The sequence below is a fragment of the Mesorhizobium sp. CAU 1741 genome, from assembly GCF_039839275.1.
In the GTDB taxonomy this organism is placed as follows: Bacteria; Pseudomonadota; Alphaproteobacteria; order Rhizobiales; family Rhizobiaceae; genus Aerobium.
The window spans coordinates 150,880-164,866 of the sequence record NZ_JBDOQP010000002.1 but is presented as its reverse complement, the minus strand read 5'-3'; the positions used below and the strand labels follow the sequence as shown (position 1 = coordinate 164,866).

The window sequence follows — 13,987 nt, the reverse complement described above, 5'->3', positions numbered from 1 at the left end:
TCTGCACCTTTGTGAATTGGCGAGAACAATGCGGCGATCCGACCCCCCCCCCCATGTGGGGGAGATGTCCGGCGGGACAGAGGGGGGCAACGTCGAGTGCCGCCCTGGCCGGAAAGCGGGCCGGCGAGGAACAGACGATCCGCGTCTGTGCCCGAGGTCGCAAAGCGACTCCCTTCCAACGCATTCATGCTGTAAGAAGCGCGCCGACCCATTTTCGGATCGCCGCGCTTTTTTCATGGCGCATCGGCGGTCCGCCCGAGCGGATTTGACGACAGCCCATGCCCGACCAGACCAGCCAGACCACGCCCGCGCTCGACATCGACGCCATCCTCGCGCTGGTGCGCGCCGAGCTGCCGCCGGTCGAGGAACACGCCGGCGAAATCGCCGGTGGCGGGCAGCGCGGGCGCGCCCACGTGCCGCTGCTCGACTTCGACGAGGATGGCGCGGTTCTGGAGCGCGACACGTGGCGCATCGAGGATTTTGAGGCGCTCGACGAGGAAGACCTTGTGCGCCTCGCCTATGCCGTGGTGCTTGGCCGCGCGGTCGACGATTCGGGGCTGGCGCATTTCCTGCCCGCCCTGCGCGAGGGCCACGTTTCGGTGGTCGGCATCCTCTGTTCGCTGCGCTTTTCGGCCGAGGGCGAGGCGCGCGGGCTGCAGATACCGGGGCTGAAACGCGCCTGGTACCTCGAGCGCCTGGCGCGCGCGCCGCTGGTCGGCCGCGTCTTCGGCCCGCTGTTGCGCACGGCGCGGCGTTCGCGCGAGATCGGTCGCCTGCACCGCCGCATCGCAGCCGCCGACAAGCGCAGCCGCGCCCAGCGCGCCGCACTGATGCGCGACATCAACGCTTCGCTGACCGGCGCGCGGCGCTCCTTCGTGCTGGTCGAGAACGAGCTGGCGCGCACCGACGCGCTCGCCCATGAAGGGCTGGCGACGGCGCGGCGCGGCCTCGACGGGCTGGAAAACGCCGCCGTCGAACTCGCCGCCGCGCGCCGCATGGTCGCCGACCAGACGATGCGGCTGGCAGCCCTCGTCGACCGCGCCGGGGATATCGGCGGAGAGGGGGCCAACGCGCTCGCAGCGCTCGACGACCACAATCTCGACGCGCTCTACGTCGCCTTCGAAAACCGCTTCCGCGGCTCCACCGCCGAGATCGGCGAGCGCCAGGCGCGCTATCTCGACATGATGCGGCTGATCGAGCCGGTCGCCGCCGGCGGCACGGTGCTCGACGTCGGCTGCGGCCGTGGCGAGTGGCTGGCGCTGCTGAAAGCGGGCAACATCGACGCGCGCGGCATCGACACGAATGTCGCCATGGCCGAGCAGGCGCGGGGCCAGGGGCTCGATGTCACCGAGGGCGACGCCATCGCCCATCTGCGCACGTTGCCGGACGGGTCGCTGGCCGCCATCACCGCCTTCCACGTCGTCGAGCACCTGCCGTTCCGCGCGCTGGTGGCGCTGTTCGACGAGGCGCTGCGCGTGCTGGCGCCGGGCGGCGCGGTGCTGTTCGAGACGCCAAACCCCGAAAACCTCGTCGTCGGCGCCTGCACCTTCAACTACGACCCCACCCACATGAAGCCGCTGCCGCCGGACCTGCTGCGCTTCCTCGCCGAGGCGCGGGGCTATGGCGAGGCGCGCATCATCCGCACGCCCGACGACTGCCTGCTCGACCGGCCGGAAAGCGGCTTCGCGCCGGCAGAGATCAACGACTGGTTCCGCCAGCCGCCGGACTATGCGCTGTTCGCGCGAAAGCACGGGCCCGCCTGATGCGGGTCGGCATCGCCACCGTCTACACGCCCGGAATCCGTGGCGGCGCCGAGTTTCTCGCCGACGGGCTGGCAGAAGCGGTGCGCGCCGCCGGCCACAGCCTGCACCTCATCCGACTGCCGTTCTTCTTCGACCCGCCGGCAGCCGCCGGCGAGACGATGGACAGGGCGGCGGCGCTCGACTTCTCGCGCTATGGCGGCGGCCAGATCGACCGGCTGATCTGCCTGAAATTCCCGGCCTATCTCATCGATCATCCTAAGAAGTCGGTGTGGCTGCTGCACCAGCATCGCTCCGCCTACGACCTCTATGGCGGGCGCTATGGCTGGCAGAAGGGCCGCGCTGACACCGATGCGCTGCGCGATCGCATCATCGCGGCCGACAATGCGGGCCTCGGCGACGTGCCGGTCTATACGATCGCCGCCCGGGTCTCGCAGCGCCTGAACGACTTCAACGGCATCGCCTCGACGCCGCTCTACCATCCGCCTGCCGACGAGCACGCCTTTCATTGCGCGCGGGCGCTGCCCTACATCTTCGCGCCGAGCCGGCTGGAGGCACTGAAGCGGCAGGACCTGCTGCTGCGCGCCATCGCGGCATGCCGGACGCCGGTACAGGCGATTTTCGCCGGGGCCGGCAGCATGCAGCCGCAACTGGAACGGCTGGCGGGAGAGCTCGGCATCAGGGATCGCGTCCGCTTCCTCGGCGAAATCTCCCGCGCGGAGATGATCGAGCTCTACGCAAACGCGCTCGGTGTGTTCTTCGGGCCGCTGGACGAGGACTACGGCTATGTGACGCTGGAGGCGATGCTTTCGCAAAAGCCGGTCGTCACCTGCACCGATTCGGGCGGACCGCTGGAGTTCGTCATCGACGGCGAGACCGGCATCGTCTGCGCGCCCGAAGCGCAAGCCGTCGCCGCAGCGCTGGAAGACCTCGCCGCAGACCCGGCAAGGGCCGCCGAACTCGGCCGGGCCGGGCGCGCCCGCTACGATACGATGGGCATCGGCTGGGACCATGTAGTTTCCGCGCTGCTGGCGGAGGGCGCATGAAGATCGCACTCGTCACGCCCCTGGCCGTCCCCCTCGCGCTCGGCGGCGCGGAAAACCTCTGGTGGGGGCTGCAATCACATTTCGTCAACGAGACGGAGCATGACTGCGACATCGTCTCGGTTCCGTCGCCCGAAGGCTCGCTTGTCGACCTTGTCGAGTCCTACGAGACCTTCTTCCGGCTCGATCTGTCCGCCTACGACTGCGTCATATCGGGCAAGTATCCGGGCTGGATGGTCGAGCACCCCAACCACATCTGCTACATGCTGCATCGGCTCAGGGGGCTTTACGACACCTATGGCGGCGGCGGCATCGGTGACGATCTGCTTTCGCATGCGCCACTGCGGCAATTGCTGCGCTGGATGCGTCAGCAGGGTGACGCGGGGATGGTCGTCGATCGTTCGGACCTGGCGGAGTTCTTCGACCGTTTCCGCGCGCTGCGCTCGTCCGGGCTCCCCGAAAACGCTCTGGCGTTTCCGGGGCCGGTGGCCCGCGAGATCATCCATTTCCTCGATGATGCGGCGCTGTCGCCAGGCAAGATGCGCAGCTATGCGGCGATCTCGGGCACCGTTGCGCGCCGGCGCGGCTATTTTCCGCCGCAGGTGCCGGTCGATGTGCTCTATCCGCCGCCGCATCGCGATGACTACCGCTGTGGCCGCGACGACTATTTCTTCGTCTCGAGCCGCCTCGACGGCCCGAAACGGCTGGACCTTGTCATCAGGGCGATGGCGCATGTCCACCACGACATACCCCTGCTCATCGCCGGCATGGGGCCGGACGAACGGCGGCTGAAGGCGCTTGCCGGCGACGATCCGCGTATCCGGTTCCTCGGCTTCGTGCCCGACGACGACATGCCGGGGCTCTATGCCGATGCGTTGGCCGTACCGTTCGTACCGTATGACGAGGATTACGGCCTCATCACCATCGAAGCGATGCGCAGCGGCAAGCCGGTGGTCACCTGCGTGGATTCCGGCGGACCATGCGAATTCGTTCGCGAGGGGCAGACGGGGTTCACGACGCGAGCCACACCCGAGGCGATCGGCGAAAAGCTAGACTGGCTTTGCGCGCACCGCTCGGAGGCCAGATCGATGGGAGAAGCCGCGCGGCTATCTGTCGAGCCGGTGAACTGGCAAACCGTCGTGAACGGGCTGCTTCGTCCAGCTGCGCCGGCGATCCTCAACAAAATGCGTAAGCCAAAGCTTACGGTTGCGACGACGTTTCCGGTGTGGCCGCCTATGGGCGGCGGCCAGGCGAGGGTATTCCAGCTCTACAAGGCGCTGACGTCTAGCCTGGACATCGACCTTGTCTCGCTTTCCAGCACGACGGAAGGACAGGGAGAGCGCGAGATCGCGCCCGGCATGGTCGAAACGCGCATTCCGAGATCGGCGCGGCATCTGCTTTTCGAGCAGAAGATCGCGGCTACCGTCGGCGATATCCCGATCGGCGACATCACATCGCCCGCGCTGGCTAGCCTGACGCCGGATTTTGGCACTGCGCTCAGCATCTCGGCCCTGTCGAGCGAGGCCGTCGTTGCCTGTCATCCATACCTGCTGGACGAGATACGGTCCGCCGCACCGGACAAGCCACTGTGGTACGAAGCCCAGGACGTCGAGATCGAGCTGAAGTCGACGTTGCTGTCCGGCAGCGCCGGCGGCGCGCGCCTGCTGGAAGACGTGCGAAAGGTGGAAGGCCAATCGTGGCGCAGTGCACGCCACGTCTTCGCCTGCGCGCAACGCGACCTCGACACGCTGCGGTCGCTTTACGGTCCGACCCGCGCCTCGCTGCATGAGGTGCCCAATGGCGTTGCTCTAGATGAAATCGACTATGTCGACCCGGCGCGCAGGCGCGCACTCAAGCACAAGGCAGGGCTGGAGCAGCAGCCCGTCGCGCTGTTCATGGGCAGTTGGCACGGGCCGAATCTGGAAGCCGTCGAAGACATTCTCAAGGCTGCCGACAGCCTGCCGACGACCCAATTCATCGTCGTCGGCAGCGTCGGACTGCCGTTCAGGGAGCGCGAAACGCCGGACAATGTCCGACTGCTCGGCCAGGTTCCCGCGCATGTGAGGAACGAACTGCTCGCCGTCGCCGACGTGGCGCTCAACCCGATGCATTCTGGATCCGGCACCAACCTCAAGATGCTCGACTATTTCGCCGCCGGCATTCCGGTCATTTCCACGGCGTTCGGTGCCAGGGGCCTGCTTGCACAAGCAGACACCCATTTCAGCGTCGTTGGCGAAGAAGGGCTGGCCGGAACGATTGACGCGTTCCAGGGCTATGACGGAGAGCATGTCGATGCGATGGTCGTGGCAGCAAGACGGTTGGTGGAAGAATTTTATTCGTGGAATGTGATCGCCGACAAGTTCATCGTGTCGCTGGAACAGGCTGGCTTCGGCCAGCTCCGGCGTCCCGTTGCGCCGGGCGGCGCTAGATGAAGTCCCGCAACCTCGACTACATTCCACGCCTCGATCATCTGCGGCTGTTGGCGGCGCTGCTCGTCGTCGGCTTTCATTTTTTCCACTATTACGCGGGCGGATGGCAGGCCCTGCCGTCGCTGTTCTGGATGGGGCTGATCACCGAGGGTCACACAGGCGTCAGCCTGTTCTTCGTGCTTTCCGGTTTCATCTTCATGACGATCGCGCAAGCCGGTGGAAGCATCCGGTACGGCCAGTTCCTGCGCAATCGCATCCTGCGCATAGCGCCGCTGTTTCTCGTCGTGTTCATGGTGGCGATATCGATCGGTCGTGATCGTTTCGAGGCGACCGACATCCTCTACTTGTTGTTCACCAATCTCGGCAACGCACCGACCTCCTGGCATTTCGCCACCGGGCCGGCATGGAGCATCTCGGTCGAGTTCACCTTCTATCTGGTGTTCCCGTTCCTGGCGCTGTTCGTGCGCGACCATGGGCCGTCTTATCTCGTCAAGCTCGTGCTCCTGATGCTCGTCGTGAAGCTCGCAGCCTATTTCGCCACCGCCAACAGCACGCACATGCTCTATTCGACGCTTGTCGGCCGGTTCGATCAGTTCCTTGTCGGCATGCTGGTGGCGATCATCCATCATCAGCGGCAGGGGTGGCTGCACCGTCACGGCGGAAAGCTGCTGCTTGTCTCCGTGGTGGCTATCCTGGTGATGGTGGGAGCGCAGGCGCGTTGGGCGAGCTTCTTCGCCGCCGATCAGAAACAACCGTTCTGGATCATCTGGGGAACGATCGAGTCCGCCCTGTGGGGCGCGGTTGCCGTCGGCTACCTGAACGCGCGGTTCTCCTGGCCGACCCTGGTCGAGTCCGTCCTGCGCAAGGGCGGGGAGTGGAGCTTCTCGATCTACATGTGGCACGCGCTGGTGATCTTCACCCTGCACGAACTGTTCGGGCGGATCGGTGGCGGGACCGCGACGATGTTCCTCATCGACGGCGCGCTGGTGCTGGCCTGCACACTTGTCCTTGCATGCCTGTCCTACAGCGTGATCGAGCGGCCATTCCTCCAATTGCGGGGACGCTACAGGGATTCAGGCGCGAAGGCACGGCAGGAGGCCGACGCCTGAAACGGTGGCCAGGATTATCCCCGCTTCACCCGCAGATCGACCGGAAGATAGGAAATGCCGTCGAATGGCGGCTCCCCGACATTGACGACGGAGAACATGAGGGCGAGATCGCGCCACTCGTAGCTTTGCTCAATGTGGCTTTCACCGCTGACGAGCGCCGTCGAGACTGAATAGCTGCCAGGTACGAACGCCGCCGGCAATCCCACCTCAAACGTCGCCCGCTCGCCCTTGCGCACGTTGTCGAGCGGTTTGCCCAGAAAATGCGAGTTGGTGCCGAAGATCGTCTGGCCGAGGCGGCTCTTGATCGAGAAGCCGAGCACGAGGCGGGGAATGTCCTCGTGAACGAGCACCTCCACGCGTAAGGTTACAGGGGCGTTGACGCCGACGGTGTCGACCGGGCGTCCAGCGGCATCGAGAAGCGCGATCCGCTCGACTTGAGCCTGCCGCGAACCAGAGATCGTCTGGATCCGGCCATCGTCGAGCATGTGTGTTTCGATCGCCTCGCCCTCCTTGCGTGCGAGAAGTGCGTTGTAATAGTCGAGCACGCTCTCGGGCGTCCCGTCGAGGGCCAGCCTGCCCTCGTCGAGCAGCAGCGCCCGGTCGCAAAGGCTTTGTACCGACGCCTTGTCGTGGGAGACGAGGATCAGCGCGGTGCCTTGCTCGCGGAACGAACGAATGCGCTCCATGCTTTTGTGCTGGAAGTAGGAATCACCGACGGCAAGCGCTTCATCAATGATCAGCACGTCGGGTCGCATCGCGGTGGCGACGGCGAATGCCAGCCGCATCTGCATGCCGCTGGAATAGATGCGCAGCGGCTGGTCGAAATGGTCGCCCAGTTCGGCGAAACCGGCAATCCAGTCCATGAGGCCGCTGATCTCAGAACGCTGCAACCCCATCATCCCACCGGAATGATAGACGTTCTGGCGACCTGTCAGTTCGGGATTGAAGCCCATCCCCAGTTCGAGGATCGCGGCGACCCTGCCGCTCAGGCTGACCGTGCCGGCGTTGGGCCGCATGGTTCCCGCGATCATCTTGAGGAGCGTGCTCTTGCCGGCGCCATTGCGCCCGACGATCCCGATCGATTGACCGGCTTCGACGGCGAAGCTGATGTCGCGCAAGACCCACCGCTCTTCCGCCGGCGCAATCGGGGCGCCGAACCAGCCGGCAACGCGGTCGAGTTCGCGCCGATAGCGGCGGAACGCCTTTCCAAGTCCGTGCGCCTGAAGCACGAGTTCGCTCATAACGCGTCCACCATCTCTGCGCTGGCCCGGCGGAAGAGGAACAGGCCAAGCATCACGAGCATCGCCGCCAGAACCGTCAGTCCGATCATGCTGACGGCATCCGGAGCCTGTCCGTAGGCCAGCACGCGATGGTGGTTTTCCACCACCCAGTAGAGCGGGTTGAGCTTGAGCCATTCTCGCCATGGCTCGGGAATGATCTCGACCATGTAGACGATCGGGGTCATCCAGAACCCGAACTGCAACAGGATCGCGACCATCTGCTGCACGTCGCGCATGAAAACGTTGAGCACGCCGAGCACGATGCCAAGGCCGGCCGCAAGTGCAGCAGTGACTAAGAACAGCACCGGATACCAGAGGATTGTCATGCCCGGAGCATGCCCGATCAGCACGTAGGCGATCATCACCATGGCAAAGAAAATCAGGTTGTTGACGCTGGCGCTGCCGATGCAGATCAGCGGCAGGACGATCCGCGGAAATGCGATCTTCTTCATCGCATTGGCGTTCTCGATAAACACGGTGACGCAGCGGTTTACGATCTCGATGAACGGAAACCACGCTACGAAGCCGGCCATCAGATAGATCGAATAGGCGAAACGATTGTCGATGCCTGGAAGCCTGTGCGACATGATCGCCGAGAGCACGAACGCGAAGATCGCGACCTGCATCAACGGCGCGATGACGATCCAGAGAATGCCCAGCCGGCTGCGCGCCACGCGGAGGCGGAACTCCGTGGCAATCGACGAAGTGATGAAATGGCGATACCGCCAGGCCCCTTTGAGCAGGCCGTTCATGGGCGACTGTCCTTTCGGCGAAGCATCTTCATGCCGCGGCCAGCGCATCGCGGTATAGCTGAACCGTCTCTGCCCCGCACCGCTGCCAACTGAATTTTTGCGCCTGAGCCAGTCCTCTCGCGGTCGCCCGGCTGCGCCACCCCTCGTCCTGAAGGCCCTGAGCGATGAGATACGACAGCCCATCAACATCTGCCGGCGCGCACATGGCGGCGGCATCGCCGGCCACTTCCGGCAGCGAGGATGTGTCGGAACAGACGACGGGAACCGCCGACGCCATGGCTTCGAGCACCGGCAGCCCGAACCCTTCATGAAGGGAGGGAAACACGAAGAGCCGGGCGGCCGAGAACAGGTGCGGCAGCACGCCTTCCGGCACATAGCCGAGATAGCGCGCCCAGCCGGCGCGCTGGGCCGCGTCGATGCGCTGCAGGATCGCGTCGTTGTTCCAGCCCTTGAAGCCGGCGAGGATCAGCGGATAGCGCTGGCGCAACTTCGGATCGAGCATCTCGTAGGCCATCAGCAGGCGCTCGAGATTCTTGCGCGGCTCGATCGTGCCGGCATAAAGCGTATAGCCGCCATGAGGAAGATCGAGATCGGCAAGCGCGGCGCTGGTCTCCTGGGCGCTCCGTGGCACGAAATTGCCGCTGCCGGCCAGATAGACCGTCCGGATGCGTTCCAGAGGCCAGGAATAGTGCTTGGCGATCTCGTGGCGCGCATGGTCCGAATCGGTGATGACGAAGCTCGCCCGCTGCAGGGAGAGTTCCATCTCCTTTTTCATGAACAGGACACGCTCCACCGGATGGCACTCGGGCATGGTGATGACGGACAGGTCGTGAAAGGTCACGACCGATGGCCCTTCCGTTTCCGGCAGGTAGTAGTTCGGGCCGTGATAGAGCCAGTCCTGCGTGCCGGCCAGCGCCTTGACCTGCTTGCGCCCACGCATGAAGCGGTAGGTCTCCAGCAGCATCTTGTTGCGTGCCAGCAGGCGCTTTGCCCTGATGATCGCGGAAACCGAGGGGCTAGCCGGCGTTTCGGACGGCGACGGCAATTGCTCCAGGAACCCGCCCTCGGAAAAATATCGCAGCGCCTCAACGTCGGCGCTGCCCGCCATATGGCGCGCGATCTCCAGCGTGTAGCGTCCGATCCCCGTCAGCGGGAAACGTATCGGTTCGACTGACAGGATGACTTTCATGCGGGTTTGCCGGAGACCTCGTTGCGAGCGACTTCCTACCCGTTCGACCCTTTCCCGACAAGGCGCGTCACGCAGGTCGCAGGTTCGCCTCCCGATTTGCGGTTGCATCGCTGCGCGCCATGAAGGATGAGGGGCGGCTGACGCGCTTGTCCCTGGTGGAGCGCGGAAACGATTGCGGCCCGGATATGCGCGTCCTCCATTTCTTCAAGACCTATATCCCCGATACCTTCGCCGGCATCGAGCGGGTGATCTGGCAGATCGCCGAAGGAAGCGAGGAGCACGGCATCCGCGCCGACGTCCTGTCGCTGTCGCCTTCCTCCGCCGGGATCAAGGAACCGTTGCAGGTCGGGCGTCACCACGCCTACAAGGCGCGTCAGGACCTTCACGTCGCGTCCACCGGCTTCTCGTTGTCGGGTATCAAGGTCTTTGCCGATCTCGCCCGCGAAGCCGACATCGTGCACTATCATTTCCCGTGGCCCTATATGGACATCGCCCATTTCCTGGCGCGTCATGGCAAGCCGACGGTCGTGACGTATCACTCCGATGTCGTGCGCCAGAAACTGCTGCTCCAGGCCTACAAGCCGCTGATGCATGCATTCCTGAAACGGGTCGATCGGATCGTGGCGACGTCGCCGAACTATGTCGCTTCGAGCCCGGTGCTCAAGACGTATCGCGAAAAGACGAGCGTCATACCGATCGGTCTCGGACCCCAATCGCGCGAGATGCTCGATCCTGCAGTGGTGGAATCCTGGCGGGCCAGGGTCGGGCAGGACTTCTTCCTCTTTGTCGGCGCGTTGCGCTACTACAAGGGATTGGGGTTCCTGATCGATGCCGCCCGCGCGACGGGGCTGCCCGTCGTTGTGGTGGGCGAGGGCGAGATGGGAGCGGATCTCCTTGCCGCCGGTCTTCCAAACCTGCAGCTTGTCGGCAGCGTCGATGACGCGGACCGCGCGGCTCTGCTGGAATTGAGCCGTGCATTCGTCTTCCCTTCGCACCTTCGCTCGGAAGCGTTCGGCGTCGCACTTCTGGAAGCGGCGCGTGCCGGCAGGCCAATGATAAGCTGCGAGATCGGGACGGGTACCAGCTACGTCAACAAGGACGGCGAGACCGGCATCGTGGTGCCCCCCGCGGATGCCGCCGCCCTGGGGGCCGCCATGCAGAAGCTTCACCAAGATCGCGAATTGGCGCGAGCCATGGGCGCTGCCGCGCATGAAAGATTTTGTAACATCTTTTCAGCGGAGCCGATGGTGAATTCTTACATTGCTCTTTATCGAAGCCTGCTTCCGCACTAAGAACCCTCAGCCTGCGTCATCGCGCTTTGGTGCGAAGGCGCGAACGAGTTCAACAATGCCACCGCGTTTCCTTATCGCGTGAGGCAGCGCGACGCCGACTGGTCTTTGCATGAGCCTGAAATTTGGAACGAGTGGCCTGCGCGGGCTTGCGACCGATCTTCTCGATGGCGCGGCGGGCCGCTATGCGGTCGCCTTCATCCATCACCTGGTCGAGGGCGGCAGCATCAAGCGCGGCGACGTGGTCTATGTCGGCCAGGATTTGCGCGACAGCAGCCCGGCCATAGCACGCCAGTGTATCGCGGCCCTGCAGAACGACGGCATGACGCCAGTGACGTGCTGCGCACTGCCGACGCCTGCTCTGGCACTGCACGCGACGGCCTCGGGCACGGCGGCGATCATGGTGTCCGGGTCGCACATCCCCGCAGACCGCAACGGCCTGAAATTCTACCGGCCGGACGGCGAGATCGACAAGGGCGACGAACAGGCGATCCTTTTCCATGTCGAAAAGCTTGGCACTGCTAGCGAACTGGGTGACGTAGCGGATGTCCGGGACGAATCTTCGGCCGCGTGGGCGCGCTATCGCGAACGTTGCCTGGCGATCCTGCCCGAGCGGGCGCTGGAGGGCCTGCGCGTCGGCATCTACCAGCACAGCTCCGTTGCCCGCGATTTTTTCGACAAGCTCCTGACAGAGCTGGGCGCCGACGTGGTGCCGCTGGGGCGGTCCGAACACTTTGTGCCTGTCGACACGGAAGCGGTGGGCGACGGCACGCAGACGCGCCTGCGCGCGTGGGCGATGGAACACGAGCTCGCGGCGATCATCTCCACCGATGCCGACGCGGACCGGCCGCTGGTTGCCGACGAGCGCGGCGAACAGATACGCGGTGACGTGCTCGGCATTCTGGCCTCGCTGTTCCTGGATGCGCGCTTCGTGGTGACACCGGTGACGAGCAATTCCGGGATCGACCGCGCGCTGGGCCTCGAAACCGTCAGAACAAGGGTCGGTTCGCCTTTCGTGATCGAGGCGATGATGGCTGCGGCAGCCGGGGCAGAGGCCGGCAGCGTGGTGGGTTTCGAAGCCAATGGCGGATTTCTCACCGGACGCCCAACGGCGGTGGCCGGCGGCACGCTTGCGGCCTTGCCGACGCGAGACAGTGCACTGCCGATCCTCGTGGCGCTCGCGCTTGCCACCAAGGGCCCGCTTTCGGAGCATATCGAGGCGCTTGGCCTGCCGGTCTGCCTCAGCGACCGGCTGGAGAATTTTCCTGTCGCCGACAGCCGCGCATTGATGGAGCGGCTCGACGCCAGCAATGACGCGATCGCAGCGCTTCTGGAGGGCATCGGCACGCCACAGGAGGTCGACCGCACGGACGGCCTGCGCGTGGCGCTCGATGATGGCCGCATCGTCCATCTGCGCCCATCCGGCAACGCGCCCGAGATGCGCTGTTATGTCGAGGCTGCGGAACCAGGGGAAGCATCGACGCTGCTGGAAACCGTGCTTTCGCGGCTGCGTCCCTAAAGGGTCGGCGCGGGCGGCGGCGGCAGACACGCCACGCCTTGCTTGCATTCGCAGCCGCCCTGCACTACGCCCTGCGAAAATCCGGCGGGTTCTGTGCGGCAGTGGCATTCTGAAGAGACAACGACAAGCCTTTCATGGCTGAATGGGGCGGGGACGAAGAGAACTCATGACGCTTATTCCGATCATCATCAGCGGCGGGTCCGGATCGCGCCTTTGGCCGGTATCCCGCAAGGCTCACCCAAAGCCTTTCATTCGCCTGCCCGATGGCAAGTCGCTGTTGCAGCATACGTTCCTGCGCGCTGCCGCGTTGCAGGATGTCAGCGGCATCGTCACCGTCACCAACCAGGATCTGCAGTTCGGAACGGCCGACGAATACCGCGAGGTCAATCCGGGACCTTCCATGACGATGCTCTTGGAGCCGGCGGGCCGCGACACCGCCGCAGCCGTCGCTGCCGCCACGCTGCACGTTGCCGCCACGCACGGCGGTGATGCGATACTGTTCGTGATGCCTGCGGACCATATCATTCGCGATCTCGACGCATTCGGCCGTGCCGCGTCGCGTGCGGTCGCGCTGGCGGGACAGGGACGCCTGGTCACGCTGGGCATCAAGCCGACCCACGCGGAAACCGCCTACGGCTATATCGAGGCCGACGGCGAGGACGTGGTGCGTTTCGTCGAGAAGCCGTCACGGGAAAAGGCCGAGGAATACCTCCGCACCGGCCGCTTCCATTGGAATGGCGGCATGTTGTGCTTCCGCGCCGACACCATGCTGGCGCTGCTCGAAAAGCACTGCGCGGACATTCTCGACGCGACGCGCGCCAGCCTCGAAACGGCGACGAAGCTCGACGGCGCGGGCGGCGAGGCGCTGGCTTTCGAGGCCCAGGCCTTTGCGCGCATCCCGGCTCTTTCGATCGACTATGCACTGCTTGAGAAGGCAGGCGGCATCGCCGTGGTGCCCTCCGACATGGGATGGAGCGATGTCGGGTCGTGGAACGCGATCGCCGAACTGACCGATGCCGACGAAGCCGGCAACCGGGTGCAGGGCGATGCGGTGCTCGTCGGCACGCGCGACACCTATGTCCATGGCGAAAAGAGGCTGGTGGCCGGCGTCGGGCTCAAGGACCTCGTGATCGTGGATTCCGCCGACGCTCTGCTGGTGGCGGCGAAGGACTCGTTGCAGGACGTCAAGATTCTCTTCGAGGAACTGAAGAGCCAGGGACACGAGGCGCACCAGTTCCACCGTACGGTCCACCGCCCCTGGGGCTCCTATACCGTGCTGGAGGAAGGCGAGCGCTTCAAGATCAAGCGCATCGAGGTCAAGCCCGGCGCCAGCTTGAGCCTGCAGATGCATCACCACCGCTCGGAGCATTGGGTGGTGGTGACCGGCAGGGCCAAGGTGGTCAATGGCGACCGCGAGCTGATCCTCGAAACCAACCAGTCGACCTATATCGAGAAGGAGCACAAGCACCGTCTCGAAAACCCGACGAACGATCCGCTGGTCATGATCGAGGTGCAGAGCGGCGACTATCTCGGCGAGGACGACATCGTACGTTTCGACGACATTTACGGCCGTTCGTGATCCGTCGCCGGAACGCTGAAGACGTTGGAAATGCGCAG

General features: G+C 64.8%; 10 protein-coding genes. 7 read left to right on the top strand and 3 right to left on the bottom strand.

What is annotated here, in order from left to right; translation table 11 throughout:
- Window positions 1-278: 278 nt before the first annotated feature.
- The 4 genes from AAFN84_RS07785 to AAFN84_RS07770 are packed head-to-tail and all read left to right on the top strand — an operon-like array spanning window position 279 to window position 6,341.
- Window positions 279-1,763, top strand: coding sequence for a class I SAM-dependent methyltransferase (locus AAFN84_RS07785; protein ID WP_347513995.1), 1,485 nt, complete (start codon window positions 279-281; stop codon window positions 1,761-1,763).
- Window positions 1,763-2,806, top strand: coding sequence for a glycosyltransferase family 4 protein (locus AAFN84_RS07780; RefSeq protein WP_347513994.1), 1,044 nt, complete (start codon window positions 1,763-1,765; stop codon window positions 2,804-2,806). Before AAFN84_RS07785 ends, AAFN84_RS07780 begins: the two co-directional genes overlap by 1 nt.
- Complete coding sequence (locus AAFN84_RS07775; RefSeq protein WP_347513993.1) at window positions 2,803-5,235, top strand: glycosyltransferase family 4 protein; 2,433 nt, start codon at window positions 2,803-2,805, stop codon at window positions 5,233-5,235. Before AAFN84_RS07780 ends, AAFN84_RS07775 begins: the two co-directional genes overlap by 4 nt.
- Complete coding sequence (locus AAFN84_RS07770) at window positions 5,232-6,341, top strand: acyltransferase (protein WP_347513992.1); 1,110 nt, start codon at window positions 5,232-5,234, stop codon at window positions 6,339-6,341. The genes AAFN84_RS07775 and AAFN84_RS07770 overlap by 4 nt, the downstream gene beginning before the upstream one ends.
- A 14-nt stretch (window positions 6,342-6,355) precedes the next feature.
- Here the strand turns inward: AAFN84_RS07770 and AAFN84_RS07765 are convergent, their stop codons facing one another.
- The 3 genes from AAFN84_RS07765 to AAFN84_RS07755 are packed head-to-tail and all read right to left on the bottom strand — an operon-like array spanning window position 6,356 to window position 9,562.
- Window positions 6,356-7,582 (bottom strand): ABC transporter ATP-binding protein, encoded by a 1,227-nt coding sequence (locus tag AAFN84_RS07765; protein ID WP_347513991.1) that lies wholly within the window; start codon window positions 7,580-7,582, stop codon window positions 6,356-6,358.
- Window positions 7,579-8,373, bottom strand: a complete 795-nt coding sequence (locus tag AAFN84_RS07760; protein ID WP_347513990.1) for an ABC transporter permease — start codon at window positions 8,371-8,373, stop codon at window positions 7,579-7,581. The genes AAFN84_RS07765 and AAFN84_RS07760 overlap by 4 nt, the downstream gene beginning before the upstream one ends.
- A 28-nt stretch (window positions 8,374-8,401) precedes the next feature.
- The gene (locus AAFN84_RS07755) at window positions 8,402-9,562 is read right to left on the bottom strand and encodes a glycosyltransferase family 1 protein (protein WP_347513989.1); all 1,161 of its coding nucleotides are present in this window, start codon (window positions 9,560-9,562) and stop codon (window positions 8,402-8,404) included.
- Window positions 9,563-9,681: 119 nt separating this feature from the next.
- On the opposite strand from AAFN84_RS07755, the gene AAFN84_RS07750 reads away from it, so the two are divergent.
- The 3 genes from AAFN84_RS07750 (at window position 9,682) to AAFN84_RS07740 (ending at window position 13,949) form a co-directional block, all read left to right on the top strand.
- Window positions 9,682-10,854 (top strand): glycosyltransferase, encoded by a 1,173-nt coding sequence (locus AAFN84_RS07750; protein ID WP_347513988.1) that lies wholly within the window; start codon window positions 9,682-9,684, stop codon window positions 10,852-10,854.
- A 109-nt stretch (window positions 10,855-10,963) separates the two neighbouring features.
- Window positions 10,964-12,370 (top strand): phosphomannomutase, encoded by a 1,407-nt coding sequence (locus tag AAFN84_RS07745; RefSeq protein WP_347513987.1) that lies wholly within the window; start codon window positions 10,964-10,966, stop codon window positions 12,368-12,370.
- 166 nt (window positions 12,371-12,536) lie between these two features.
- A complete protein-coding gene (locus AAFN84_RS07740; protein WP_347513986.1) occupies window positions 12,537-13,949 on the top strand; it encodes a mannose-1-phosphate guanylyltransferase/mannose-6-phosphate isomerase in 1,413 nt (470 codons plus the stop codon).
- The last annotated feature ends 38 nt before the right edge of the window (window positions 13,950-13,987 follow it).

What these genes read in the sequence shown, in the direction of transcription:
- AAFN84_RS07745 (WP_347513987.1), top strand. Translation starts at nt 10,964, where the DNA reads ATGAGCCTGAAATTTGGAACGAGTGGCCTGCGCGGGCTTGCGACCGAT.
- AAFN84_RS07770 (WP_347513992.1), top strand. Translation starts at nt 5,232, where the DNA reads ATGAAGTCCCGCAACCTCGACTACATTCCACGCCTCGATCATCTGCGG.
- AAFN84_RS07785 (WP_347513995.1), top strand. Translation starts at nt 279, where the DNA reads ATGCCCGACCAGACCAGCCAGACCACGCCCGCGCTCGACATCGACGCC.
- AAFN84_RS07740 (WP_347513986.1), top strand. Translation starts at nt 12,537, where the DNA reads ATGACGCTTATTCCGATCATCATCAGCGGCGGGTCCGGATCGCGCCTT.
- AAFN84_RS07780 (WP_347513994.1), top strand. Translation starts at nt 1,763, where the DNA reads ATGCGGGTCGGCATCGCCACCGTCTACACGCCCGGAATCCGTGGCGGC.
- AAFN84_RS07765 (WP_347513991.1), bottom strand. Translation starts at nt 7,582, where the DNA reads ATGAGCGAACTCGTGCTTCAGGCGCACGGACTTGGAAAGGCGTTCCGC.
- AAFN84_RS07760 (WP_347513990.1), bottom strand. Translation starts at nt 8,373, where the DNA reads ATGAACGGCCTGCTCAAAGGGGCCTGGCGGTATCGCCATTTCATCACT.
- AAFN84_RS07775 (WP_347513993.1), top strand. Translation starts at nt 2,803, where the DNA reads ATGAAGATCGCACTCGTCACGCCCCTGGCCGTCCCCCTCGCGCTCGGC.
- AAFN84_RS07755 (WP_347513989.1), bottom strand. Translation starts at nt 9,562, where the DNA reads ATGAAAGTCATCCTGTCAGTCGAACCGATACGTTTCCCGCTGACGGGG.
- AAFN84_RS07750 (WP_347513988.1), top strand. Translation starts at nt 9,682, where the DNA reads ATGAAGGATGAGGGGCGGCTGACGCGCTTGTCCCTGGTGGAGCGCGGA.